This is a genomic window from Haloferax namakaokahaiae (genome assembly GCF_042663225.1).
Classification (GTDB): Archaea; Halobacteriota; Halobacteria; order Halobacteriales; family Haloferacaceae; genus Haloferax; species Haloferax namakaokahaiae.
The window spans coordinates 942,450-967,119 of record NZ_JBHTAA010000001.1; the positions used below are offsets into that span (position 1 = coordinate 942,450).

At 64.2% G+C, this 24,670-nt stretch carries 27 protein-coding genes; 19 read left to right on the forward strand and 8 right to left on the reverse strand.

The window, feature by feature from the left end; translation table 11 throughout:
- Nucleotides 1–6 precede the first annotated feature (6 nt).
- Nucleotides 7–2,172, reverse strand: a complete 2,166-nt coding sequence (locus ACFQJC_RS05160) for a GH32 C-terminal domain-containing protein (RefSeq protein WP_390222181.1) — start codon at nt 2,170–2,172, stop codon at nt 7–9.
- 215 nt (nt 2,173–2,387) lie between these two features.
- Here ACFQJC_RS05160 and ACFQJC_RS05165 point away from each other — a divergent pair, with 215 nt between their 5' ends.
- Genes ACFQJC_RS05165 through ACFQJC_RS05180 form a run of 4 tightly spaced genes read left to right on the forward strand, consistent with a single transcriptional unit; the run spans nt 2,388 to nt 4,381 of the window.
- Complete coding sequence (locus ACFQJC_RS05165; protein WP_390222182.1) at nt 2,388–3,461, forward strand: aldo/keto reductase; 1,074 nt, start codon at nt 2,388–2,390, stop codon at nt 3,459–3,461.
- The gene (locus ACFQJC_RS05170) at nt 3,462–3,629 is read left to right on the forward strand and encodes a hypothetical protein (RefSeq protein ID WP_390222183.1); all 168 of its coding nucleotides are present in this window, start codon (nt 3,462–3,464) and stop codon (nt 3,627–3,629) included.
- A gap of 45 nt (nt 3,630–3,674) precedes the next feature.
- On the forward strand, nt 3,675–4,085 hold the full coding sequence (locus ACFQJC_RS05175; RefSeq protein WP_390222184.1) for an SHOCT domain-containing protein: 411 nt from the start codon (nt 3,675–3,677) through the stop codon (nt 4,083–4,085).
- A gap of 44 nt (nt 4,086–4,129) precedes the next feature.
- Entirely contained in the window at nt 4,130–4,381 is a 252-nt protein-coding gene (locus ACFQJC_RS05180) for a hypothetical protein (protein ID WP_390222185.1), read from the forward strand.
- Nucleotides 4,382–4,596: 215 nt separating this feature from the next.
- Here ACFQJC_RS05180 and ACFQJC_RS05185 read toward each other — a convergent pair whose 3' ends face one another.
- The 4 genes from ACFQJC_RS05185 to ACFQJC_RS05200 all read right to left on the reverse strand — a co-directional run bounded on the left by ACFQJC_RS05185 (nt 4,597) and on the right by ACFQJC_RS05200 (nt 9,744).
- On the reverse strand, nt 4,597–6,168 hold the full coding sequence (locus ACFQJC_RS05185; RefSeq protein WP_390222186.1) for a heme-binding protein: 1,572 nt from the start codon (nt 6,166–6,168) through the stop codon (nt 4,597–4,599).
- A gap of 132 nt (nt 6,169–6,300) precedes the next feature.
- Nucleotides 6,301–7,281 carry an NAD-dependent epimerase/dehydratase family protein gene (locus ACFQJC_RS05190; protein ID WP_390222187.1) on the reverse strand — a complete coding sequence of 327 codons (981 nt, stop codon included), beginning with the start codon at nt 7,279–7,281 and terminating at the stop codon, nt 6,301–6,303.
- 157 nt (nt 7,282–7,438) lie between these two features.
- A complete protein-coding gene (locus ACFQJC_RS05195; protein ID WP_390222188.1) occupies nt 7,439–9,232 on the reverse strand; it encodes a site-2 protease family protein in 1,794 nt (597 codons plus the stop codon).
- A 71-nt stretch (nt 9,233–9,303) separates the two neighbouring features.
- Nucleotides 9,304–9,744, reverse strand: a complete 441-nt coding sequence (locus tag ACFQJC_RS05200) for a hypothetical protein (protein WP_390222189.1) — start codon at nt 9,742–9,744, stop codon at nt 9,304–9,306.
- Nucleotides 9,745–9,875: 131 nt separating this feature from the next.
- On the opposite strand from ACFQJC_RS05200, the gene ACFQJC_RS05205 reads away from it, so the two are divergent.
- Both ACFQJC_RS05205 and ACFQJC_RS05210 read left to right on the forward strand, forming a co-directional pair.
- Nucleotides 9,876–10,415 carry an LURP-one-related family protein gene (locus ACFQJC_RS05205; RefSeq protein ID WP_390222190.1) on the forward strand — a complete coding sequence of 180 codons (540 nt, stop codon included), beginning with the start codon at nt 9,876–9,878 and terminating at the stop codon, nt 10,413–10,415.
- Between the two features lie 146 nt (nt 10,416–10,561).
- Nucleotides 10,562–11,368 (forward strand): DUF1801 domain-containing protein, encoded by an 807-nt coding sequence (locus ACFQJC_RS05210; RefSeq protein ID WP_390222191.1) that lies wholly within the window; start codon nt 10,562–10,564, stop codon nt 11,366–11,368.
- 16 nt (nt 11,369–11,384) lie between these two features.
- Here the strand turns inward: ACFQJC_RS05210 and lysS are convergent, their stop codons facing one another.
- Entirely contained in the window at nt 11,385–13,016 is a 1,632-nt protein-coding gene (lysS, locus tag ACFQJC_RS05215) for a lysine--tRNA ligase (RefSeq protein ID WP_390222192.1), read from the reverse strand.
- Nucleotide 13,017: 1 nt separating this feature from the next.
- Nucleotides 13,018–13,731, reverse strand: coding sequence for a UMP kinase (gene pyrH / locus ACFQJC_RS05220; protein ID WP_390222193.1), 714 nt, complete (start codon nt 13,729–13,731; stop codon nt 13,018–13,020).
- Nucleotides 13,732–13,824: 93 nt separating this feature from the next.
- Here pyrH and ACFQJC_RS05225 point away from each other — a divergent pair, with 93 nt between their 5' ends.
- From ACFQJC_RS05225 to ACFQJC_RS05240, 4 genes are all read left to right on the forward strand, one after another.
- Nucleotides 13,825–14,136, forward strand: a complete 312-nt coding sequence (locus tag ACFQJC_RS05225; RefSeq protein WP_390222194.1) for a hypothetical protein — start codon at nt 13,825–13,827, stop codon at nt 14,134–14,136.
- A gap of 25 nt (nt 14,137–14,161) precedes the next feature.
- Nucleotides 14,162–14,947 (forward strand): molybdopterin synthase, encoded by a 786-nt coding sequence (locus ACFQJC_RS05230; protein ID WP_390222195.1) that lies wholly within the window; start codon nt 14,162–14,164, stop codon nt 14,945–14,947.
- A 309-nt stretch (nt 14,948–15,256) separates the two neighbouring features.
- Nucleotides 15,257–15,502 (forward strand): DUF7123 family protein, encoded by a 246-nt coding sequence (locus ACFQJC_RS05235; protein WP_390222196.1) that lies wholly within the window; start codon nt 15,257–15,259, stop codon nt 15,500–15,502.
- 230 nt (nt 15,503–15,732) lie between these two features.
- Nucleotides 15,733–16,869, forward strand: a complete 1,137-nt coding sequence (locus tag ACFQJC_RS05240) for a site-2 protease family protein (protein WP_390222197.1) — start codon at nt 15,733–15,735, stop codon at nt 16,867–16,869.
- A gap of 9 nt (nt 16,870–16,878) precedes the next feature.
- Here ACFQJC_RS05240 and thiL read toward each other — a convergent pair whose 3' ends face one another.
- On the reverse strand, nt 16,879–17,760 hold the full coding sequence (gene thiL, locus ACFQJC_RS05245) for a thiamine-phosphate kinase (RefSeq protein ID WP_390222198.1): 882 nt from the start codon (nt 17,758–17,760) through the stop codon (nt 16,879–16,881).
- A gap of 116 nt (nt 17,761–17,876) precedes the next feature.
- Here thiL and ACFQJC_RS05250 point away from each other — a divergent pair, with 116 nt between their 5' ends.
- The 9 genes from ACFQJC_RS05250 to truA all read left to right on the forward strand — a co-directional run bounded on the left by ACFQJC_RS05250 (nt 17,877) and on the right by truA (nt 24,645).
- On the forward strand, nt 17,877–18,905 hold the full coding sequence (locus tag ACFQJC_RS05250; protein WP_390222199.1) for a lysylphosphatidylglycerol synthase transmembrane domain-containing protein: 1,029 nt from the start codon (nt 17,877–17,879) through the stop codon (nt 18,903–18,905).
- 136 nt (nt 18,906–19,041) lie between these two features.
- A complete protein-coding gene (locus ACFQJC_RS05255; RefSeq protein WP_390222200.1) occupies nt 19,042–19,497 on the forward strand; it encodes a 30S ribosomal protein S19e in 456 nt (151 codons plus the stop codon).
- 112 nt (nt 19,498–19,609) lie between these two features.
- Entirely contained in the window at nt 19,610–19,972 is a 363-nt protein-coding gene (locus ACFQJC_RS05260) for a DNA-binding protein (protein ID WP_390222201.1), read from the forward strand.
- Between the two features lie 4 nt (nt 19,973–19,976).
- The gene (locus ACFQJC_RS05265; protein ID WP_390222202.1) at nt 19,977–20,570 is read left to right on the forward strand and encodes a DUF7411 family protein; all 594 of its coding nucleotides are present in this window, start codon (nt 19,977–19,979) and stop codon (nt 20,568–20,570) included.
- Nucleotides 20,571–20,623: 53 nt separating this feature from the next.
- Nucleotides 20,624–21,529: an EamA family transporter gene (locus ACFQJC_RS05270; protein ID WP_390222203.1), complete on the forward strand. Its 906-nt coding sequence runs from the start codon at nt 20,624–20,626 to the stop codon at nt 21,527–21,529.
- Between the two features lie 84 nt (nt 21,530–21,613).
- A complete protein-coding gene (locus ACFQJC_RS05275) occupies nt 21,614–21,835 on the forward strand; it encodes a hypothetical protein (protein WP_390222204.1) in 222 nt (73 codons plus the stop codon).
- Between the two features lie 59 nt (nt 21,836–21,894).
- Nucleotides 21,895–23,190 (forward strand): histidine--tRNA ligase, encoded by a 1,296-nt coding sequence (hisS, locus tag ACFQJC_RS05280; RefSeq protein WP_390222205.1) that lies wholly within the window; start codon nt 21,895–21,897, stop codon nt 23,188–23,190.
- A 106-nt stretch (nt 23,191–23,296) separates the two neighbouring features.
- Entirely contained in the window at nt 23,297–23,743 is a 447-nt protein-coding gene (locus ACFQJC_RS05285; protein WP_390222206.1) for a universal stress protein, read from the forward strand.
- A 62-nt stretch (nt 23,744–23,805) separates the two neighbouring features.
- Nucleotides 23,806–24,645, forward strand: coding sequence for a tRNA pseudouridine(38-40) synthase TruA (gene truA / locus ACFQJC_RS05290; RefSeq protein WP_390222207.1), 840 nt, complete (start codon nt 23,806–23,808; stop codon nt 24,643–24,645).
- Nucleotides 24,646–24,670 lie beyond the last annotated feature (25 nt).

The window sequence follows — 24,670 nt, forward strand, 5'->3', positions numbered from 1 at the left end:
CTCTCGTTACTCCCCTCGTCTTCGCGCGTCGAACGTCGCGTCGAGTTCCCACGCGTCGAACGAGTGCACGGTCGCCGACTCGCCGGCGGCCGACACGGACACGCCGTCGGCGTCCGAGCGAACCGGGTAGGCGCGCGTCGTGAGACAACGCTCCTCGTCGGCGAACACCTCGATAATCGAGCAATCGACGAAGACGCGAAGCGTCACGGAGTCGCCTTCGACCGGCAGCAAACGCGGTTCCTTTTCGACGCCGTGGTGGCGACTGCTGTGTTCGCGGTCCACGGTGACGTGGTCGCCGTCGTACCAAATCGACGTTCGCTCCAAGCGCGTCGGCGACTCGAACACCGAGAGTTCGAACGCCGACTCGTCCTCGACCGACACCTCGACTTCGAACTCGTAGGCGTTACCCGAGAGGTCGAGCGAGCGCCGCCGGTCGGGGGTGAGTTCGAGCGAGTCGGAGGCGACGTGATGACCGCGGAGGTCGGCGAGTTCGCGGGCGGGGCGTTGTCGGAGTTCGCCGCCCGCCGTGACCGACACCTCGCGCGGGAGCGAGAGCATCCCGGACCACCCGGCCTCCCACTGTTCGTTGACGCCGCGACTCTCTTTCACCCAGCCCCACATGAGCGTTCGGCCGTCGTCTGCGACCGTCGATTGCGGCGCGTAGAACTCGCCGTAGTCGAGGAGTCCCTCGGATTCTGGCTCGAAGTCGGGGGCTTCGAGGTCCGCGTGGCCGACGAAGTAGCGCACGTCCTCGTAGTTCGAGACGTGCAGGAGGTCGTAGTCGCCGAAGTCGAGGAGTTCAGGGCACTCCCAGACGGTCCCGTGGCCCTCAGTGCCGCTGGCGAGTTGGCCGACGAACTCCCAGTCGCGCAGGTCGGCGGAGCGATAGAGGAGCGCGACACCGCCGACGTGGGCGATGGCAGAGCCGATGAGTTGGTACCAGTCGTCGCCGACCTTCCAGACCGCGTGGTCGCGGAACTCGGCCGCCCAGTCGTCGGTGCCGAGGATGTCGAGGTCGGCGGGTGCCGCCTCGATGATGGGGTTCTCGTCGTGTCTGTCCCACCGCCGCAGGAGCGAGTCGTCGGAGGTTGCGAGACACGGGAGTTGGTGGTGGTCGCGTCCGCCCGTGTAGAGAATCGTCGGCGTGCCGTCGTCGGCGACGACCGTACACCCGGACCAACAGCCGTCGCGGTCGGGACCGTCGGGGTCGGGCGCGAGCGCGACAGGCTGGTCTTCCCAGTGGAGCAAGTCGTCGCTCGTTGCGTGGCCCCAGTGAATCGTCCCGTGGAACGGCCCGCCGGGGTTGTACTGGTAGAACAGGTGGTAGGTGCCGTCGTACTGGACGACGCCGTTCGGGTCGTTCACCCAGTGTGCGGGTCCGGCGAGGTGGAATCGCGGGCGGTGATGGTCGTCGCCGAGACGCTCGCGCATCGCCTCGAATCCGGCGGAATCGGCGGGGCGGTCCGTGAACGTCGGTCGCCGAGGTTCGTTTCCGAGGAGTGCGAGCGCATTCCTGAGAAGGTGTTCGTTCGCACCCATCGACTCGAAGTCGTGGCCGTGGTGCGAGAGGAACGAGACCTCAGCGCCGATGCCGTAGACCGCGCCCGCGCCGCGGTGCCACGAGATGGCCGACTTGAGCGCGACGAGGAAGTCCTCGCCGTGAATCGTACTCGCCAACACCTGCCCCTCTTCTGGGAGGATGTGCTCGTACCGAGCGAAGGGTCGGTGCGAGTGCGGCGGTTGCATGTGGACGCCGAGGGTGTCGAATCCCTCGAACAACGGGTGGTCGGCGTGGATAGATTTCGCCAAGAGACCCGACGCATGCGGTGGTTCTTCGCTTCCGACGGCGTCGGGCGCGACCGAGTCGATACCCAGGACATCGACCGCGGAGAGGGCGTGTAAGGTGAGGAGCAGACCGCCACCCGCTTCGAGGTAGTCGTCGAGTGTGTCGGCGCAGTCGGCGGCGAGTTCACGCGTCTCGTCGTCGAGCGGGCGTTCGCTGTGCCACCAGAGCACGTCGAAGGCGTCGAGGTCGGCGGTCCCAGCGGCGACGGCGTCGAGCGTGACGGTCTCGACGGGTGCTATCGTCGCTATCCAGTCGCGCGCGGCGCGCTGTTCGTCCGTGAGGTCGGCCGGAGAGAGGAGCCCGACCCTGACGGAGAGTTCGTCCATTGTCTCCGCCGTTTGGTGCCACCGGTCATGAATCCGCGCATTCGTGCGAAGACGTGCACCGAGCGAATGAGAGTGTGCAACGGACCGGTGAGAATAGGGACGGAACAGGGGGTGAGACGGATACGGGACAGACACGTTCACCCACGGGTGACTGTGTTCTCAGTCCGCGAGAACGAAACACACGCCCTAAGTCACCCGCCTGCTAACGCCAAGGCATGCACTACCGCGAACTCGGCTCGTCTGGTGTCGAAGTTAGCGAGGTCGGCTTCGGCGCGTGGGTCGTCGGAACCGACTGGTGGGGTGACCGCTCCGATGACGACTCCATCGAGATGATTCACCACGCTATCGACCAGGGAATCAACTTCTTCGATACGGGTGACGTGTACGGGATGGGTCACTCCGAGGAAGTCGTCGGCGAGGCCCTCGCCGACTACCGCGACGAGGTGACCGTCGCCACGAAGATTGGCTACGACTTCTACAACAACCCGCAGGCCGGTCACGGCGAGTTGCCCAAGGAAATCTCGGGCGAGTGGGTCCGCGAAGCGACCGAGAAGAGCCTCGAACGCCTCGACATGGAGTACGTGGACCTCCTGCAACTCCACAACGCGAACGTGGACGAGGTGACGCCGGACGTGCTCGAAGCGCTGGACGAACTCAAAGAAGAAGGTCTCATCAAGGCGACTGGCTGGGCGCTCGGCCCGTCTATCGGCTGGTTGGCCGAAGGCGACACGGCCATCACCGAGGAGTTCGACGCGCTCCAAATCGTCTGGAACATGTTCGAACAGGACGTCGGCGACCACTTCCTCGACACCATCGAAGAGACCGGGTCCGCGACGAGTCTCATCGCTCGCGTCCCGCACTCTTCGGGTCTCCTGAACGAGCAGGTTCGCCCCGAGACGGAACTCGGCGCGGGCGACCACCGCGGTTTCCGCCCCGACGAGTGGTACGAGACGGGCTGGGAGAAACTCGAAACCCTCCGCTTCCTCGAACGCGATGGCGAGCGTTCGATGGCACAGGCGTCTATCGCCTACCTCCTCGGCTTCGACGCCACCGCGGCCGTCACACCCACCTTCCGCACGAAGGACGACATCGACGAGTGGGCCGCCGCCAGCGACGTACCGAAGCTCTCCGACGAGGAGATGCAGCGCGTCGCAGACCTCTATGCCGACAACTTCGGCATCGACCGCTTCGACGGGATGGACTCGCTCCGCTCGTCGGTCGATGGCGAGGACATCCGCGAGGCCGGACTCGACAAGCGCGTGGCGAAGGGCGCTCGCAACGAAGCCTGAATGCGAGTTCGTAAGTTCGTCGCACTGACGGCCGTCGCGCACGTCGCCCTCGCGGCGCTCGTCAAACGTGACGCCAGCAAGCGAGGAGTGGACGCCTGTCCGTGGGTCGGGGCGACGCTCCTCACCGGCGTGGTCGGCGCGCTCGGCTACGTGTTGCGCGGTCGCTGACGAACCGACCGAACACTTTTCGCGCGAAGTTGTGAACACGGAGACATGTCTTCGCTCGATACCCTCCGCGAGCATGGATTCGGCACGTTCGTCGAGACACATCCTCTCCAATTCGGACTCGCTGTTGGTCTCTTTGTCGGCGTCTTCGCATTCTTCAACGGTGGGTCACCAACGGCCGCCTTTTTCGGATTTTTCGTCGTCGGGAGTCTCCTCGCACTCGTCTACTCCTACACCTCTGTTTTCTTCCGAGCGGCCCACAGCGTCGCCGAATCGTACACGACCACTGACGAGGCGGACCCGAATCGTGCGCTCCACCAACTCCGCGAACGGTATGCGAAAGGAGAACTGAGCGAAGCCGAGTTCGAGCGCAAACTGGAGCAGTTGCTCGAAACCGAGACGCGTGCGGCCGCCGAAGACCACCTGACTCGGCGCGAGACCGACCTCGCAACCGAGTAGCCAGACCAAAAGAGAGATACTGGCTGAGTGGTTGTCCTCCGATAATGAAACCCGGATTTCTCGAGCTGCTCCCGGAACTCGTCGAACTCGTCATCTTCGGTCTCGGCAGTCTCGGCCTCTCTATCGCCGGCGCGTACGTCGAGCGATTCGCCTTCCTGACGGTCACCGGTGGCGACGTCCAACTCGGCGCGTGGGCCCTCGTCATGGGCGCGGCGATGCTCTACTTCGCCTACCTCCTCGGCACCGACAAGGCGTACCCGAAACTGCGGGCGGTGCAGACGGCGCTGGCAGAGTAGTTAGAAAACGGATTTTCGAAGCAACGAATCGAACCGCGAGTCGAAACTCCGAACGCGGGTTCCGAAGTTACGCGAGGAACACGTGTCGCGGGCGGTCCGCCAACACCCACACGCCACCTTTTGCTGCGCTCGCGCTGCTCGCTGGCAAAATCTGGACCAAAAGGCTCGTCACCCCCTGCAGGGGTTCCTCGCCCCGCTCCCGATGGTCGCGGGCGTTACGCGAGGAACACGTGCCGCGGGCGGTCCGCCAAGACATCTCGGCCCCACTGCACGGTATCACGGAAGGCTTCCGACCGGAAGAAGGCCATCGCGTCCTCTTTCGAGGCCCACTGGCTGGCGATGAACATGTCGTTCTCGTCTTCGAGGTTGACCATCAGGTCCGTATCGAAGTGGCCGTCCATGTCGTCGAGGAGCCCACCGACGACGCCGAACTTTTCGACGAAGTCCTCGCGGGAGTCGGGCTTGACGGTGTAGAACATACCCATCGTCCCGAACCCGGACTCTTCGCCGGCGCGCTCGACGATGCCGGGGAGTTCCGAGAGGAATCCGGCGGCGGTCTCTGCGGCCGACGCCGTCTTCCAGATGGAGACGACGGCGAGGCGACCGCGCTCGTTCGCCTCGTAGACGGCCGTCTTGACGTGCGTCGGGTAGTGGTCGAAGTTGCCGCGCAGGCCCTCGACCTCGTCGAACACCTCGTCCGCGTCGGCCTCGGAGTAGAGCACCGTCGCGTACACGTCTTCGCCGTGAGGCTTGCCCGCGTAGATGTTCAGGTCTTCGAGTTCGCCGCGAATGTCTTCGTCTCCGCTCTCGTCGCCCTTCTGGTGGCTCTCGCCGTGACTGGCGTGGCCGCCGCGTTCGCCGTGGTGTCCACCTTCGCCGTGGCCGTGGCCACCTCCACCGTGGTGATGACCGCTATCGCCGTGATGATGCTCGCTGTCGCCACCGTGGTGATGCCCACCCTCGTCGTGGGCGTGGGCGTGGTGGTGCGATTCACCACCGAACTCGCTCGTCGGGACGCCCTCGCCGGCGAGGAACGCACCGAGGTCGGACGGCGGGAAGCGACGGCCGACGTAGAACTGGCCGAACTCGCCGTACTTGCTCGACGCCTCGTCGAAGCGCATCTCGTAGACGATGTCTTTGATGTCGGTCACGTCGTCGGCGAAGAGCGTGACGCCCCACTCGTGGTCGTCGAAGCCGACAGACGAGGCGATGACCTGCTTGATTTTGCCGGCGTATTTTCGTCCTGTATCGCCGTGGCCGGACATGAGTTCGCGGCGCTCGTCGAACGGCAGGTCGTACCAGTTGTGCGTCTCGCCGCGGCGCTTCGACATCGGGTAGAACGACATGTAGGTGTCGTCCGGAATGTCGGGCTTGAGTTTGCCCTCGATGTATCGAAGGAGGCCGGTGTCGATGTCCTCCTCGTTGCCTTCGAAGTAGTCGTCCGAGACGTAGCCCGAAACCTCGGTCACGGAGACGTAGGAGGTCGGTTGTTCGGTGTACGACGCGAAGGCGGTCTGTTCGAACTGGCGTTCGGCGCGCGAGAGCGCGTCGAGCGACGGTCGGAAGTGGACGATGACGAAGTCGGCCTTGTGGCCGAGCACGGAGAAGACCGCAGACGCGCCCTCCTCGTCGTCTTCGACTGCTTCGTGCGCGTCGAGATACGCCACCGCGTCGTCGAGCGCACGGCGACGTTCGTGGCGGGGCGCGTCCCGCCACGCGTCCCACTCGACGGTTCGGAAGTCGTGCAGCACGAACCAGCCCTCGTCGGTCTGGGGGGCCTCTACCATACGCCCACGTTGGGAGTCATCCCGTATTGCAGTTGCGAGTCAGTGGCGACGTTCGTGCAGTGCGCTGCCGAGCGCCGACGACGGTGAGAGTGCTCCGGACGACGGTGAGAGTGCTCCGGTGAGCAGTGGTAGTCACCCGACCCACTCGTAGCCGTCGGCGGTGTTTCGAATCGTCCCGTCGTCTCGCCACGTCTCGATAACCTGGTCTAATCCCGCACGGTACGTCGGATACTGCGGTTCCCACCCGGTCGCCGCTTTGAACCGGTCCGCACTCGTCGGCATCGAGTTCGTGAGCAGGCGTACCGTCTCCCGTCCGGCGATGAATCGAGCGAGCCACCCGGGGATGCGACGCGGACTCGGCGCGCCCAATCGGTCGGCGAACGCCTCGATGAACTCGGCGAACGTCGCCGGTTCGTCGTCCACGACGTGATACAACCCGGAGAGTTCGGCGTCGATGGCGTCGGCAAATGCTCCGGCGGCGTCGTCGGCGTGGAGCAGCGAGAGTGTCGCGTCCCGACGGCCGAGCAGTCCACCGCCGACGATTGGTACGTCGCGGGACAACAGCGATTCGCCGATGTCGCGGGTGTGGCCAGCATCGGGCGCGTAAAAGAAGCCACAGCGCAGAATCGTCGCGTCGAAACCCTCGGCCTCTGCTGTCTCTCGAAGGTAGTCTTCGACCGTCGCTGCCGACGCAGTCGCGCGGTCCGGATGCCGGGAGGCGTCCTCGTCGAACGCGGAGCCGTCGGGTTGCCGCGCGAGCCACACGATGCTCGGAAAGAGAAATCGGTCGATATCTTGGCCCGCGACGGCGACGAGATTGCGCGCTCCTTCGACCCGAACGCGGTCGTTCCGTTCCCAATCCGCGTCGGTCGGTTTGGTTTTGACCGGAAGCGACGTTGCCGCGTGAACGACCGTCTCGACGCCGGTCAGGGCTTCGACCAGCGAGTCGTGGTCGAGAACGTCTCCCCGGACCGGCGTCCCACCTCTCGATTCGACGACTTCGGCACCCGCGTCGTCGCGGACGAGTCCGTCTACGTCGTATCCGCGTGCGACGAGTCGCTCGACCAGTCGGCGACCGAGAACCCCCGTCGAACCGGTGACGAACACAGTCATGGCACACGATAGGGGCGGAAAATCCATAGTAATGTCTCCGAATTGAAAGACGGTCGTGGCCGAAAGTGGAGTGCCGGCGGGTCGGATTCTATCGGTCGGAACTCGGTAGCCGAGGGCGGTCAACCGAAACTCAGCTACCGAGGACGATTGGTCCGGCCTAACCGCCGAGTACCGTCGGTCCGAACACCATCAGCAACAGCGACATCAGCATCATCAGTCCGATGGAGGTGGTGATAGTGCGAACCAGCGTGTGCCGGTCGCCGACCGGGAGTCGTGAGACGATTGCTTCGGTCCCGGTGCGGAGGATGCGCCCGCCGTCCAGCGGGTAGCCCGGAATGCAGTTGAACAGTCCGAGTTGGAGGTTGATCCACGCCGTCCAGAACAGGAGGTTGGCGAGGAGGAACACCCCGCCGCCGAGGAAGCCGAGCGGGCCACCGACCTGATAGAAGTTCAGGAACTCGCCGGTGAAGCCCGGGAAGTTAGGAATCCCGAGGACGACGGACGCGAACGGGAGCAAGAGCGAGGCGTAGACGAGTTGCAAGGGTGAGCCTGCGAGCGCACTCTGGATGCCGCCTGCGCCTTCGCCGCCGTCACCGCCGAGGAGCGAGAGGTAGGTTCCGGCGGGGTACTCGCGCGTCCCGAAGTCCGAGAAGAGAAGTCCGCTCGTTCCGGGGAAGATGTTGACTCCGAGGAAGCCGTTCCCGTCCTGCGGGTTCTCGTCGAGCGTCACGTCGTACGTCTCGAAGCCACCGTTTCGGTACACTTCGACCGAGACGGTCTGTCCGGGACTGGTCCGGTCGAGCGCCTGCTGGAGGTCGGTCGCAGAGGTGATTCGCTCGCCGTTCAGTTCGGTGACGATGAGCGGGTCGGTCGTTCCACTCGCGTTGTAGAGCGGTTGGTCTTCCGCGACGTTCGTGATGTACGCGCCGACGGGGATGGTTCGCTCGCCGACGGAGGTGTCGAGTCGCGCGAAGCGCGAGTCGCCGACGGCCTCTTCGAACTCACTTTGCGTGTTCACGGTCGTTCCGTTCACCGCCGTGACGCGAATCGGGTCGCTATCGGAGCTGACGGTGATACCCGCCGGGTTGCCCTCGACGGAACCGGCGACGATGAGTTCGCGCGTGACCGAGACGGTCCGCTCGCCGTCGATTTCGACCGAGACGGTTCGAGCTTCGCTCTGGCGGAGCGCGGATTCGAGGTCTTGTGTCGTGTCGATTGCGACACCGTCCACGGCGGTGAGTCGGTCACCACCACCGATGCCGGCCACGTCGGCGGGCGACCCGGCGTAGGCACCATCGACGGCGACACCGGGGGCGACGGAAATCGACCCGATGACCGGACCGAAGAGCAGGGCGAACGCGACGATGGTGATGGCGAAGTTGTTCGTCACGCCCGCGGCGAACATCCGCGACTTGCCGCCGCGGTCCGCCTCTTTCTGGCTCTCCTCGGACGGTTCGACGAACGCGCCGATAGGGAGTATCGCCAATGTGACCAGTCCCATCGATTCGATGTCGATGTCTTCGACGCGGCAGAGGATGCCGTGGCCTCCCTCGTGGACGACGAGACCGACGAGGAGACCGAAGAGAATCTCGGGAGCGACAGACAGCGGGAGGAAGTCGTTGACGCCGGGGATGACGAGGAAGTTCTGCGGTTGGTTGACCGCGGTCGGTGCCGGAGGGTTCTGGATAATGAGACTCGCTTGAAAGACGAGAAGCAGGAACGTTCCGACCATGATGACGAGTGCGACCCCGAGACCGATGTTGCTCCACGCTCGCCAGAAGCGCTTGGGTTTGGCGAGTTTGTCGAGCAACACTCGGCCGCGACGGGTGTGAATCGTCGTCAATGGTCCCTGGACGCGGACGTACTCGGGGAGGATACCGCGCGTTCGGAGGAACGTCGCGAAAAGCGAGTACGCGATGAGCCCGACGAGGACCCAGAGCAACGTGTTCATCGGAGAAACGGAAGTGTCGCGGGCCAAAAGGCGTTCGGGTTACGGATGGGTCAGGCCCGCCTGACAGTCAGCTATTCTTCGTCCGATTCGTCGTCGCCGGGCGCTTCGATTTCGACTTCGACGCCGTCGTCGGACTCGTCGGTATCGGCGTCCGCTTCCTCGGCGGGTTCGTCGGGAATCACGTCGATTTTCGACGTTTCGTCGGTCGATTCTCCGTCCTCGTCGGCGTCGTACTCGACGGTGACAGTCGCGTCCTCGTCGGGTTCGTCGAGGTCGATATCGGTGAACGAGTCGTCGTCGTCGCCGCTCGACGAAGACGAGCGGAAGCGGTAGACCGCGTAGGCGACCGCTGCGAGGAGGACGAGCACGACGACGAGGCGGCCGACCGACCGGCCGCCCGAAGACGTTTCTTCGACGGCGGCTTGTTCGGAGTCCGGGTCGAACTCTTCGAGTTCGACATCGAAGTCGTCTGTCGATTCCTCGACGGCACGGATGAAGTCGATGAGAGACATGTGGTAAATCACTGCGGCGAGTGCCGCGGGCGTCGCTCGCGGGGGGCGAGATGACAGTCCGTGATACGCAGGACTGAGACATAAGTCGTCCCCCACAAGGGTTTTATCCCATCACGCGACCAGTGAGGGCCATGTTCGACGCAAGCCAGTACGAGGTTCGACAGAAGATTTCTATCGGCACGAAGTACACCGTCTACGAGGACGGCACGCCCATCCTCTCGGCGAAGAAGAAGAAACTCAAGCTCAAAGAGGACTTCCGCCTCCACGACTACGACTCCGGCGAAGAGCGCTTCCGCATCAAAGCCGACAGCATCCTCGACGTTTCGGCGGCCTACGACATCGTCGATTCGAAGACCGGCGAGCGCGTCGGCGCGGTCAAGCGCGGCGCCTTCTCCTTCGCCAAACACACCTACCAACTTCTCGGCCCGAACGGGAACGTCGTCGGCCGTATCGTCGAGGACAACGTCCCGATGGCCATCGCACGCCGGTTCCTCTCGACGCTCATCCCCTTCTCTTACCGCATCGAAGGCGCGAACGGCGAACCCGTCGGCTCGATTGGCGAGCAGTTCTCGCTCAAGGACAAGTACACCATCGACCTCGATACGAGCGTCATCGACCCCAGACTCGCCGTCGTCGCCGCCGTCGTCATCGACGCAATCGAAGAGAACTGAGCGACTGCGAGACCGATGACCTCACACGAATAGCGCAGGGCCGAAGAAAGGCCAGGGAGGAAGAGAGACGCCGCACGATAGCCGAATCCTGCCTCGGCGTGCCGCGGAAATGTTGATGCGTCCATCCGACCTATTCGTGAGTGGACATGAGTGCATCCGGCCCACTGACGGCTCAACACGTCTCCGAACTCGTGCTGGCGAACCGAGTGATCAGAGCACCCTCCTACCGTGCCGACCACGACGAAGGGTTCCGTTTCACGGATCTGGAACGAGGTCTCCAGTGGGGTGCCGACGCGATTCCGGCGTTGCTGGGTCTGTTCCGAGTCGAGAAAGACCCGCGGGACGACCACCCCGACGGCTGGGTCGGCTTCGCTCGTCACTGGCGAGGCGGGACACTGCGACTCGACGTAGACGTATTTTCCGGACCCGAATCGGCGGACGAGGTCCTGGTCGTGACCGGGATTTTCGGTCGAGAAGGAGAACAGACCATCGAGGACGCGACGTTCGGAGAAATCGAGCTACCGGAACAAGTTCCGACGCAGGAGCAGTGGGAAGCGCGGCAAAAACAGTACCAGAAGGCTCGGAAGAACGACGAGACCGATGGTTCGACGGCGGTGCACGCGTTCATCGCAGCCTTGCCGGGGTGGAAACGCGACGTTGCCGCACAGTTCGACGAGGTTATCCGACATGAGATTCCCCACGTACGCAGCGCAGTGCGGTATCACCAGCCGTTCTACGGAATCGAAGACGAAGGATGGTTCGCGGCGTTCAGTGCGTTCTCGAAGCACGTGAAACTGTCATTCGTGGTCGATTCGTACCTCGAACCAGAGCCACCGAGCGGAACGGGACCGGAGCGGCAAGCGCTGGACCTGAAAGAGACAGAAACGATGGATACCGAGCAGGTCGCCTCCTGGATACGGCAAGCCGCCGACGCTCCGGGGATGAACTGGTGAGTACGCCCGCGCTCGGCTACTCTTCGCGTCGCAGGCGCTTGACGACGAAGTCCTGTTCTAGCTCGCCGAGGAACTCGCCGAGGCGCGGTCCCTGCGTGTCGTCGAAGAAGAGGCGATAACCAGCGGCGAAGAAGTCGCCCATCTCGATGTCGTGTCGGCGCGCCGTCTCGTAAATCTCGCCTTGAATCTCCTCGCCGTCGTGGCCGTCGGCGACGAAGTCGGCGAGGTCGTCCAGTGCGTCCTCGACCGCGGGGTCGAAGTCGAACTCGGGTAATTCGACCTGCAGGCGGTAGTTGAACTGGTTGTCCATCTTCTCGGCCCAGTGGCGGGCGCGCTCGACGCGGTTGAGCGCCTCGTCGATGACCGCTTCGGGAGTCTCGTCGTCGAAGAAGCCCTCGTTGCGGGCCATCTTGATTCGCAGGTCCTCGTCGTCGGTCATGCCGAGGACGGCCGCGAAGGTAAATGGGAGACGAATCCGGTCTTCGCGCACCTCCTCGACGACGAAGGGGTAGGCGCGTTCGGCGAAGCGCGTGAGGTTTTCGTCCTCGACGTCGCCGAAGTAGGCGCGCTCGAAGCGGTCGAAGTCGTCCACGAGTTGGTCGAGTCGCGTCAGGTCCAGGTCGCGGGCCTTCCGCGGGTTGAGCGCGAAGAAGTACCGAAGCACCTCGGGTTCGAGGAGTTCGAGCATCTCGCCGACGGTGACGATGTTGCCGGCCGACGAGGAGAGCGCCTCGCCGTTGAGCGTGAACCACTCGTAGACCATCGGCACCGGGGGTTCGATACCGAGGACGTTCTCGGCGATGTCCTTGCCAGAGGGCCACGAGCCTTCGGCGTGGTCTTTTCCAAAGGGTTCGAAATCGACGCCCAAGACCTGCCACTGGCCGGGCCACTCGAAGCGCCACGGCAACTTGCCTTCGCGGAAGGTGGCGGTGCCCTCGTGGCCACAGCCATCGATGGTGTTGTCGCCGACGGTCATGTCGGTACACACGTATTCGACGGTTCCGGCCTCGATATCGACCGAGGTGACTGTCTCGGTTATCTTGCCGCACTCGGCGCAGACGGGGTTGAAGGGGACGTAGTCCGCGTCAACCTTCGACTGGTACTCGCTGAGCACTTCGTTCGCGTTCTCGATGTTTGCGAGGACGTGCTCGACGACGGGGTCGAAGTCCCCGTTCTCGTAGAGTTCGGTGTTGGAAATCATTTCCACGGGCACGTCGAGGCGCTCGGCGTCGGCTTTGAGCAGTGCGGCGAAGTGTGCCGCGTAGGAGTCTTCCTCGCCGAACGGGTCGGGAATCGACGTGTATGGCTTGCCGAGGTTGCGGCCGAGCGCGCCGGCATCGACCTCGCCGAGACCGACGATGTTGCCGTCGGCGTCGGCGAGTTTGCGGGGGAGTTTGCGAAGCGGGTCCTTGTCGTCGCTCGTGAAGACCTGTCGGACCTCGTGGCCGCGCTCGCGGAGGACGGCGGCGACGAAGTAGCCGCGCATAATCTCGTTGAAGTTGCCGAGGTGGGCGACACCCGAAGGCGAGACGCCGCCCTTGATGACGACCGGTTCCTCGGGGTCTCGGGCCTCGATTTCGTCGGCCACGTCGTCGGCCCAGAAGGCGTGGTGCGTCGTGTCGTCGGCCGCGTCGGTCTCCTCACTCATCTTACTCGGCCCAGTAGGTCGGTTCGTCGCCACCCTGCGGCACGATGTCCGTCCCGGTGTGCTCGCCGTGGAGCACGGCCGGTTCGATGCGGGTCGGGTCGGTGCCGTCGATGACGATGGTGCGCATCTTCGCGCGCTCGATGAGTTTCGCGGCGAGCAGGTCCACGGGCGCAGAAGAGCCGGCGTTCATCTCGATACCGCCGATGACGTCAACAAGTTCGGCCGCGGTCATCTCCTCGAACTTCGTCGCGGTATCGTCCTCGTTCGGGTCGGCGCTGAAGACGCCATCGACGCTGGTCGCGTAGACGAGCAGGTCGGCATCGACGTACTCGGCGAGTGCGGCGGCCACCGCATCGGTGGTCTGGCCGGGCGTGACGCCGCCCATCACCGAGATGTCGCCGCGGCGAATCGCGTCGCCGGCGGCCTCGTAGTCGTAGGCGACTTTGGGGTCAACCTGCGACCCGAGTGCGGCGATAAGGAGCCGAGAGTTGATTCGCGTCACGTCGATACCGATTTGGTCGAGTTGGACTTCGTTCGCTCCGAGGCTTCGTGCGGTACGGATGTAGTCGCGGGCGACCCCGCCACCGCCGACGACCGCACCGATTTCACACCCCTCGCGGGCGAGTGTTTCTATGACTGCTGCGTGGCCCTCGACTCGCTCCGCATCGAGGTCCGGCGCGAGCACGCTCCCACCGATGGAGATGACGACTCTCATTGCACAGGCCTATCCGGGAACGCATCTTAAGGGTTATCAAGTGCGAGACGGGCGTGTCGAGGCTTTTAACTCTATCTCGGCGCGAGCGAGTGTATGCAACTGCTCACCGTCGAGTTGGTCACCCTGCTCATCGTCGGGTGGGTGCTCGCACTCGGGGCGATTTTCGTCCGCTTCAAGCGCGGTGAGTTCGGCAGTCGGAGCGGTCTCAGTTGGGTGATGGTCGCGTGTTTCGCCGTCGGCTGGGCGCTCTGGCAGTACGAGCGGTTCCCCGCGACGGCCGATACGGTCGTCGGGACGCTCGCACCGTGGGTCGCCGTGCTGTTGAGCATGACCGGCACCGCCGTCGCCTTCTATCTCTACCGGACGCGACCCACCGGAGAGACTCCCGACCCGGAGCAATCTTAAACCGATAGGCTGCCTCAACCCAGATATGCACATCCTCGGTATCGTCGGCGCAGACGCGACGACGCTCTGCGAACGACTGGCGGCCCGGTTGGACGGGCGCGTTGCGACGCTCGAATCGCTCCCGAACGCCGAGACGGACGACGAACCACCGGCGGGTGCCGACGCCGCCTACGGACTGTCGCCGAGTGGCCAGTGGGTCGCCGCCGGCGACGACCGCTCTCTCGACGACCTCGTGGACGACCTCGCCGCTCGATACGACTATCTCCTCCTCTCCGGCTTCGCCGACGCGACCGTACCCACCCTCTCGCTCGGCGGTGCAGACGCGGCGAACGTCGTCGCGGACGCCCCGAGTGCGGACGACGTTGCCCTCGACGAGTTGCGTGAGACTATCGACTCGCACGAACCGCACGTCACCCTCGAAACGCTGGTCGAACGCGTCAAAGCCGACCCGCGAGCGGACTACGCAGGGGCGATTGCGACGTTCACGGGTCGCGTTCGCGCGAAGGAGTCCGAAGACGACGCGCGGACGACGAGCCTCGAATTCGAGAAGTACGACGGCGTCGCCGAGACGCGGATGGACGCCATTTCGGAGGAATTGGAAGCGAGAGACGGCGTCGAGCGCGTGCTCATGTACCACCGCGTCGGCGTCATCGACGACGGCGAGGACATCGTGTTCGTCGTCGTCCTCGCCGGACACCGGACGGAGGCGTTTCGGACGGTCGAAGACGGCATCAATCGTCTGAAAGACGAAGTTCCCATATTCAAGAAGGAGACCACCGTCGAAGAGCAGTTCTGGAAACACGAACGGTGAGGTGTAATCGAATTCGTCGCGCGGACCACTCAACGCGCTGGACGGTCGTTATCCAGATAACTTCCGGCCAAAATGACCGGTTGGTTGGCTCCAAACCGGTGGCCTGAGGCGTTTTTCGACCCATATCTAACCAATACATTACTAAACGAATAAAACGCTGAAAATCGGTTATAAAATATCTAAGCGAGAATAGAAGCGTTGTAAAATGAACAATTTTCCCGAATTTGAGCTGAAAGCGACCGAACTAAGGTCAACGTTCCTTCCTTTATAACACCCCAGACCGGCTTAGAGGGAAGTGAGGTGTATCAGATGAGCGCAACAGCAACTCCCTCCACCGACGGCATCTCCAAGGAAGACCGCCTCAAGCAGTACCTGCTTGACCGAGCGAAAGACGGCGAGATGTACTTCAAGAGCAAGTTCATCGCCGACGACGTTGGACTGTCGCCGAAGGAAATCGGTGCCCTGATGGTCAAGATCCGCGACTCCGCGACCGACCTGACCGTCGAGAAGTGGTCGTACACGAGTGCGACGACGTGGCGAGTCGAAGCCGCGTAAGCCCGTTACTGCCCTGTCCAGCCAGAACTGCCCCACTGTCTAGCTACCAACTGCCCCACTCCCCACAGCTAGTCAACGACTGCCCCCGAGTATCGACGGATTGACGCCCACAGTCCCACGCTTCGTCCCCCGAATCCCGTCGATATCCCGTTTTCACTACCCCCGAGCCGACGGTGTCGAGACCGCTGCCGTCACGGGGTTTATACAGACTGCAACCTTAGTCGTCGCCGATGGAACCGCCCGAGACGACGGCTGACCTTCCGATAGAGGTTCTGGAGGCCGTGTTCGAGATTACCGAGACGCGCCGCGACGGCGACCGGTTGGTGTTCTACGGTGAGTCACTGGTCCCCGAGCGGATGCTCGTCCAAGAGGTGTGGCCCGAGTTTCGGCGCGCTGGCTACGAGATGCACGCCCAACTCTCCCCGATGGGTGAGACGGACGTCGTCGTCGCCGAGCCAATCGCGGCCGGCAACGGCGTGCCGTGGAAGAATCTCGCGCTCTTCGTGGCGACGGTCTTCTCGACGATGTTCGTCGGCGCAGTCGGGTGGTACTACGTCCCCCTCTCGGATATCGTCGCCAACCCGCTCTTGATGCTCACCGCGTGGCCCTTCACCGCCGCTATCCTCGGCGTCCTCTCGGTTCACGAACTCGGCCACTACCTGATGGGCCGCTACCACGGCGTCAACGTCTCGTTGCCGTATCTGATTCCCTTCATCTTCCCGTTCGGGACGCTCGGGGCTATCATCCGTATGCGCGGGCAGATGCCCGACCGGAAGGCGCTGTTCGATATCGGGGTAGCGGGTCCTCTCGCGGGTCTCGCCGCGACGATTGTCGTCACCGCAATCGGGCTTTCGCTCGAACCCATGACCGTGCCCGCGTGGGCGTTTTCGGCGTCGGGCGACGTGATCATCTTCAACAACCCGCCGTTGCTCGATGCGATTGCGGCGGCGCTCGGTCAACCCACGGAGTACGCCGACCCACGAACCGTCGTCCACCCCGTCGTCATCGGTGGCTGGGTCGGGATGTTCTTCACCGTCCTCAACCTGCTCCCTGTCGGCCAACTGGACGGTGGGCACATGATGCGAGCCATGCTCGGTGAGCGCCAGGAGTCGCTCGCGGCCGTCGTCCCCGCGCTCCTGTTCGGTCTCGCGGGCTACCTCTACTACGTCCGCGGTCTCGGCATCAACGAGTCGGTCGGCCTGTGGTTCTTCTGGGGCATGCTCTCGACGTTCATCGCCTACAACGGCCCGGCCGACCCGGTAGACGAGACGCCACTCGACCCGATGCGGGTCGCTATCGGTCTGTTCACGTTCGCACTCGGGGCGGCGTGTTTCCTGCTCGTCCCGATTCAGGTTATCTCGGCCTGAGCGTGAGACTCAGTCGCCGCCGTGGGTGTAGCCGCGGTCCGCGACCGGGTCACCGTCTGCGAGCACTTCTCCGCTGTCAGTGACGCGCCCGACGACCGTCAGCTCTACGTCGAGTTCGTCGCGGGCGGCCGCGAAGTCGGCTTCGGGAACCGTACAGACGAGTTCGAAATCCTCGCCGAACTGCGTTGCGAGGGCGTGGAAATCGTCGTCGTCGGTCGCCACGTCGGCGACGGCGTCGTGTACCGGAAGCGCGTCGAAGTCGAGGTCGAACCCGCAGTCGCTCGCCTCGGCGAGTTGGTGAACCGACCGAACCAGTCCGTCGCTGGAGTCCATCATCGCCGACGCGTATTCCCGGAGGACGAGACCGGCCGCGACGCGGGGGGTGAACCGAAAGAGGTCGTTCGCGCGGTCGGAATCGCCACGTTCGAAGAGCCTGACGGCCGCCGCAGAGCGACCGAGTTCGCCGGTGACACAGAGCAGGTCGCCCGGTTCGGCCCCCGAGCGAAGTACCGGGTCGTCGGTCTTCCCGATTGCAGTCGTGGCGGTGGTGAACTCCTCGTGGGTGTCGAGGTCGCCGCCGACGTATGACGCGCCGACTTCGGCGCACACGTCCCGTGCGCCGGCGATGAAGTCGTCGAGCTCGCCTTCGTCGAGTTCCGGGGCGGCGTAGACGGCGACGGCGCACGTCGCGGGTGCGCCCATCGCAGCGACGTCCGAGAGCGACGCGCCGACCGAGCGCCACCCGGCGGTGTAGCGAGTCGTTCCGGTGGGGAAGTCGGTTGACTCGTGGAGCATGTCCGTCGTAATCACCAGACCATCGACGACGGCGGCGTCGTCGCCCGCGGCGGGGAGGTCTGCCGCGAGCAACCGGAGGGCGGTGCGCTCGTCCATACTCCGAGTCACTCGCCGGGACCGGAAATGTCCATCTATCCCAGATACTGACGAGAAGTGTCGTACCGTCTCCTAATTCGGAGCCTTAATGCCCGTCGTGAACCCACACTTGTCAGATGCCCCGCGAAAATATCCGAGCCACTATCCTCGGGTTCCTTGCGGCGTTCGTCGTCTTTGCGGTGTTGTTCTACTTCGCCGGCGTGGACGAACTCGTCGCGCGGTTGACGGCCGCCGACCCAGTCATCTTGCTGGCCATCCTCGGCATCTCGATGCTCTGGCTCGTCGCGTGGGGAACCTCACTCAAGACCGTCCTCGGCGTTCTCGGGGTTCACATCTCGGTCTTCCGGTCGTTCCTCGTCTTCACGGGGGCGATGTTCTCGAACAACATCACGCCGTTCGGACAGGCGGGCGGCGAACCAGTGACGGCGCTGCTCATCTCTCGAAGCGCCGACACCGAGTACGAGACCGGTCTCGCGGCGATTGCGAGCGTCGATACGCTCAACTTCGTGCCGTCGATTACGATTGCGCTCATCGGCGCGGGCTACTACGCGACGGAGGTCACACTCGGTCGCAACCTCGAAATCGCCCTCGTCGCGGTGGGGGCGCTCGCAATCGGCGTACCGACGCTCGTCTACGGCGCGTGGCAGCGACGGTACGAACTCGAAGCGCGCGTCATCGACGCGTTGACGCCGCTGATTCGGTCGGTCGCTCGGTACGTCCCTCGCGTGTCGGTGCCGTCGGTCGAGACCGTCAAGAGTCGCATCGCCGGGTTCTTCCGCTCTATCGAGCGCGTCGGCAAGAACCCCCGCGGGCTGGCAGTCGCGCTCAGTCTCTCCGGGCTGGGCTGGTTCTGCCAGATGGTCGCACTCTGGTTGGCGTTCCAAGCCATCGGCGCGCCAATCGCGTTCTCGATTGCGCTGTTCGTCGTCCCAATCGGTGCCATCGCGGGCGTGACACCGCTCCCCGGCGGTGCGGGCGGAATCGAGTGGACGCTCGCAATCCTCGTGACCGCGGCCAGTCCGGCCGTCTCGTTCGACGTTGCGACGGCCGGTGTGGTGCTGTTCCGCGGATTCGTCTACTGGGTCCCGACGCTCCTCGGCGGTCTCGTGATGAGCGTCGAAGGGACCCGAAGCTGGGGCGTTTGAACGCGACTCGTCGCCCTCGACACGCTGGGAAAATCGGTGCCGTGGCATCTGTCCACATGGGCCGTACAGACGCCCGCAACGGGCCGTATCGCGTGAATACGATGCCTTTAAACGCCGCGATTATGAACCAATAGCCATGGTAACCATCTATGACGTCCCGGCGGACGCCCTCATCGAAGAGGTCGCCGGCCGACTCGAGGACCGCATCGAGCAGCCAGAGTGGATGGCCTTCGTCAAGAGCGGCCAGACCCGTGAACTCCCACCACAGCAGGACAACTTCTGGTTCATCCGTGGTGCGAGCCTGCTCCGTAAGATTGCGATGAACGGTCCGATCGGCGTTGACCGTCTCTCGACCGAGTACGGCGGACTCAAGCGCGGAACCAACCGATACAGCGTCGCCGGCGCACACAGCGACACGGCCAGCAAGAAGGTCATCCGCACGCTCCTCCAGCAACTCGAAGAAGAAGGACTCGTCGAGACGGCCAAGGGCGAAGGTCGCCGCATCACCCCCGAAGGGACGAGCTTCCTCGACAACGTCGCATCCGACGTGTTCTCGAGCCTCGACCGTCCGGAACTCGAACGCTACGCCTAACGCGCGCCGCCGACCCCGAGCGAACTGATTCTTCTTCGACTGCAAACCCCGCCGAGAGACGCGGATATCGCCGTCCGTAACGGTTTTCAGATGTCAGACCGTGCCCTCACGTATGAGCGGCAGCCCAGACGACGAACGAATCGAAGAGCTTCGACGAAAGAAGATGCAGGAGCTTCAGCAGCAAGCCGAGTCACAACAACAGAGTGCGGAACAACAGCAGGCCGAAGAGGCCGCCCAACAGCGCGCCGAGCAACAGAAACAGGCGCTCCTCAAGAAGTTCCTGACCGACGAGGCGCGACAACGCCTCAACGCGGTCCAGATGTCCAAGCCCGACTTCGCCGAGCAGGTCGAGCGACAAATCGTCGCGCTCGCCCAGAGCGGGCGTATTCAGGGACGCATCGACGACGCGAAGATGAAGGCGCTCTTGAAAGAGCTGCAGCCGGAGTCCAAGAGTTTCAACATCCGGCGTCGGTGACGACGTGGACCTCGCGCTCCTCTACAGCGGCGGCAAGGACTCCTCGCTCGCCGCGTTACTTCTCGATACGTTCTACGACGTCACGCTCGTGACGGCTCACTTCGGCGTCACCGACGACTGGGAACACGCCCGCGACGCCGCGCTCGAACTCGGCTACGCGTTCGAGACACTCGAATTAGACGGCGACGTCGCCCATGACGCCGCCGAGCAGATGGTCGAAGACGGCTACCCCCGAAACGGGATTCAGCGCGTCCACGAGCACGCGCTCGAAGCCGTGTGCCAACTCGACTTCGACGCCATCGCCGACGGAACTCGCCGCGACGACCGGGTACCGTCTATCTCCCGCGCACAGGCTCAGAGCATCGAAGACCGACACGGCGTCGATTACCTCTCACCGCTCTCGGGATTCGGCCGCGGGGCGGTCGATAGACTGGTCGATTCGCACCTCCGGGTCGAGACCGGACCCTCCGAGGAGATTCCGAAAGCCGACTACGAGGGCGAACTCCGCGCGCTCATCGCCGAGGAACACGGCGCAGAGGCGGTCGCCGAGGTGTTCCCCGAACACGTCCAGAGCTACGTCCACGGTCGCCGCGAGTAGCAGAACTCACTCGGTATCGGGTTGTTTTTCACCCTCGCAGCGTCCCATAGGGCATGGACCCCGGAATCTTCTACTCCATCTTCGCCGCCTTCGTCTGGGGCGTGTACATCTTCACGCTCAAGCGGTACTTCCCCGAGTATTCAGGGGCGGTCATCACCGTCGTCGTGAACGCGTTTGCAATTCTGTGTTACCTCCCCGTCGCGGCCGTCACGTACGACCCGACGACGGTGCCGTCGCTCGGCGAACTCGGCCCGACCGGCATCGGCGTCATCCTCGGGACCGGCGCGTTCGTCGGCATCGCGTTCATCCTCTTCGTTGACGCGCTCGACGAGGGCGACGTGTCGTACGTCGCGCCCATCAACAAACTCGTCCCCGTCTTCGTGCTCCCCATCGAGATTCTGCTCTTGCACCAGGTGCTCTCACCGCTCCAAGTCGCGGGCGTCGTCGTCGCCACCGTCGCCGTCTACATTGCGAACTACGAGGGCGGCGACCTGCTGGCTCCCCTCGCACGTGCGGCACGCTCCCGACCTGCGCAACTCGCCCTCGCCAGCGCCGCGTTCTACGCCGCCAGCGACGTTGGAAAGCGCGTCGCCCTCCAAGAACTCGGGATGCCCACGAGTGTGTTCGTTCCGACGCTCTTCGCCGTCGCCGGCCTGACCGTCCTTCCGTTCGCACTCCGCGACTGGACGCCGATTCGTGGAAGCGTCCCGAAGTTCCTCGGCGCGGGTGCACTCGTCGCCCTCGGCGAACACGTCACCTCCACCGCCTTCGGGATGGTTCCGGCCAGTATCGCCTCGCCGATTATCAACACGCAAGCAATCGTCGCCGTCGTCCTCGGCGGTATCATCCTCAAAGAGTCGCAGTTCGCACTCCGCCTCGTCGCCGCGCTCCTCGCGGTCACCGGCGTCTCGCTGATTGCGGTCGGTGATTTGGCGACGCTCGTGGCGTTTATCTCGTAGACGAGTCCGTTAGAATCCGCTTGCCCGGAGGCTGTTGGAAGGTGGACAACGCTATGTCGCTGTGTTTCGCTACTTGGAACGACGATGGACCTCCAACTCTTCTTTGTCGGAGTTCTGATGCTCGCTTTCGGGGCGCTCAATCTCATCAAACCAGATAACTGGGTCGTCGTCAATATGGTGAGGCCCCGAGAGTGGCAGCGAAACCCCGCCGCCGCGGCAGAAAAACAACGACGAAAGGTGAGACGCGTCGGCTACGCATTTTCCGCGCTCGGAACACTCTTTCTCGTCGGCGGGGTCCTCGCGTAGCACTCCACACGCACGCCGGAACGAAAGCTTTCAAGCGCAACCTCCCCGAATCACCGCCCATGTACGACCGACTCAAGGGATTTCGTGATTTCTATCCCGGCGAGATGTCGGCCCGACGCGAGGTCATCGACACCGTGGAGTCCGCCGCGAGTCGCTACGGCTTCCGCGAAATCGGGACGCCGTATCTCGAACGGACCCAGATGTACGTGGACAAATCCGGCGAGGAAATCGTCGAGGAACTGTACGCCTTCGAGGACAAAGGCGGCCGCGACATCACCCTCACGCCCGAACTGACGCCGACGGTCGCGCGGATGGTCGTCGCCAAGCAGCAAGCCCTCTCGAAGCCGATTAAGTGGTTCTCGACGCGCCCCTTCTGGCGCTACGAACAGGTCCAACAGGGCCGATTCCGCGAGTTCTACCAGACGAACGCCGACATCTTCGGCTCGTCGGAACCCGAAGCCGACGCCGAGATTCTGGCCTTCGCGGCCGACATGATGACGGACCTCGGTCTCACTGGCGACGACTTCGAGTTCCGGGTCTCCCACCGCGACATCCTCGGCGGCCTGCTCCGAAGCTTCGACGAAGATGTTGACGTTCGCAACGCGGTTCGTGCCGTGGACAAGTCCGCGAAAGTCGAGCGCGAGGAGTACCTCGGCCTGCTCTCGGACGCCGGACTCGGCTACGACCAAGCGCGCGAGTTCGCGGACCTCCTCGAACGCGGCGACCTCGACGAAATCGCAGAGGTCGGCGGCGAGAACGTCGAATCGGCGGTCGAGAACCTCCGCGCGGTGCTCTCGGCGGCCGAGGACTTCGGCGCACGCGAGTTCTGTGAGGTGTCGCTCTCGACCGCCCGCGGTCTCGATTACTACACGGGCGTCGTCTTCGAGTGCTTCGATTCCACGGGCGACGTGTCCCGTGCCGCCTTCGGCGGCGGGCGCTACGACGACCTCATCGAGTCCTTCGGCGGCCAACCGACGCCCGCCGTCGGCGTCGGAATCGGCGACGCGACGCTCCAACTGCTCTGCCAGCGTGCCGGCGTCTGGCCCGACGAGGAACTGAGCACGGATTACTACATCCTGACGGTCGGCGACACGCGCACCGAAGCCTCGGAAATCGCCCGCGAACTCCGCGCCGCCGGCAACGTGGTCGAAGTTGACGTGTCGGGCCGGAGTTTCGGCGCGCAGATGTCGTATGCGGACTCCATCAACGCCGACACCGTCGTCATCGTCGGCGAGCGCGACCTCGAAAACGGCGAAGTGACGGTCAAAGACATGTCGAGCGGCGACCAGACGACCGCCGATATCGACGACTTCCCCGGCGACCGCGACGCGCCGACCTACGAAGACTACGAGTAACGGCCGACGAGAACGACGGGCAGCGTCCGGCGAGTACGACGAGTATCGTTCTCACCGGGTGGGATTCACACCCGGCCTTTTCGTGTCGAGCATCGTACATACACTCATGTACGACGTGATTCTCGTCCCGCTCGATAGCAGTGGCCCGAGTGATGCGGCCCTCGCGCACGCGTTCGACCTCGCTTCGAAGATGGACGCGACGGTCCACGCGCTCTCTGTGGTCGATGAGCGCGTCCTCCACGCGACGCAACTCGACGCCGGCGGACTCATCGAAGCCTACGAGAAGGAAGCAGAGCGCATCGTCTCGGAGGCCAGCGAGAAAGCCGAGCGGGAGGGCGTGCACGTCGAGACGGCGGTCAGACGCGGCGTCCCATACCGCGAAGTGCTCGACTACGGTGACGACGTGGGTGCCGAACTCATCGTGATGGGGACCCACGGCCGCCGCGGCATCGAGCGTTACCTCCTCGGGAGCGTCACCGAGCGCGTCCTCCGACTCTCGGACATCCCGGTGCTCACGATTCGCGCCGAGGACTCGCCGGTCGAAGACGAGTAGACGCGATGGCGGTTGACGCCGAAGAGTGTGGCCGTTAAGTGGGGCCACGGCAACAGTCGAACATGCGTGCGTTCCGCGTCGCGTACGACGGGCGGCCCTTCTACGGTTTTCAGCGACAGCCAGACGTGCCGACGGTCGAAGACACGATTCTCACCGCCTGCCGAAAACTCGGGATTTGCGAGACCGACGAGGTACCCGACGGCTACGCCGCCTCCGGCAGGACCGACGCCGGCGTCTCGGCGCTCGCTCAGACGATTGCGTTCGAGTGCCCCGACTGGTGTACGCCGCGGGCGCTCAACTCCGAACTCCCCGGAACCATTCGCGCGTGGGCATCCGCAGACGTTCCCGACGACTTTCACGCCCGCCACGACCCGGAACGGCGAGAGTACGTCTACGACCTCTACGCACCGGCCGAGAGCGTCGATGACGAGCGCGCGAGCGACGCACTCGCCGCCCTCTGCGGCGAGCACGACTTCCACAACCTGACGCCCGACGAGACGCTCACCGTTCGCACGCTCGACGGCGATATCGAACGCGACGGCGACTTCCTCCTCGTTCGCGTCGAGTCCCGTGGCTTCTGCCGCGAGTTCGTCCGCCGACTCGTCTCGCTCGTTCACTCGGTCGCCGCCGGGTCGGCACCGATGTCGAAGGTAGACACCGTTCTCGGTCCGGAACCACTCGACGGGCGCGAGGGAGTCGGTCCCGCACCGCCGACGCCGCTACTCTTGACGGCGGTGGACTATCCCGGAATCGAGTTCGAGCGCGACGACGAGGCCGCCGAGGTAGCAGTCGAAGTGTTCGGCGAACGCGCGCTCGAAGACCGAATCAGGTGGCGCGTCGGCAGGCGGATTCGAGACGAAATTCGGGGGTTCGGCCGGCTCAATAGTGCTCCCGAGCGATAACCCGCCCTCATAGCAACAATCTCCC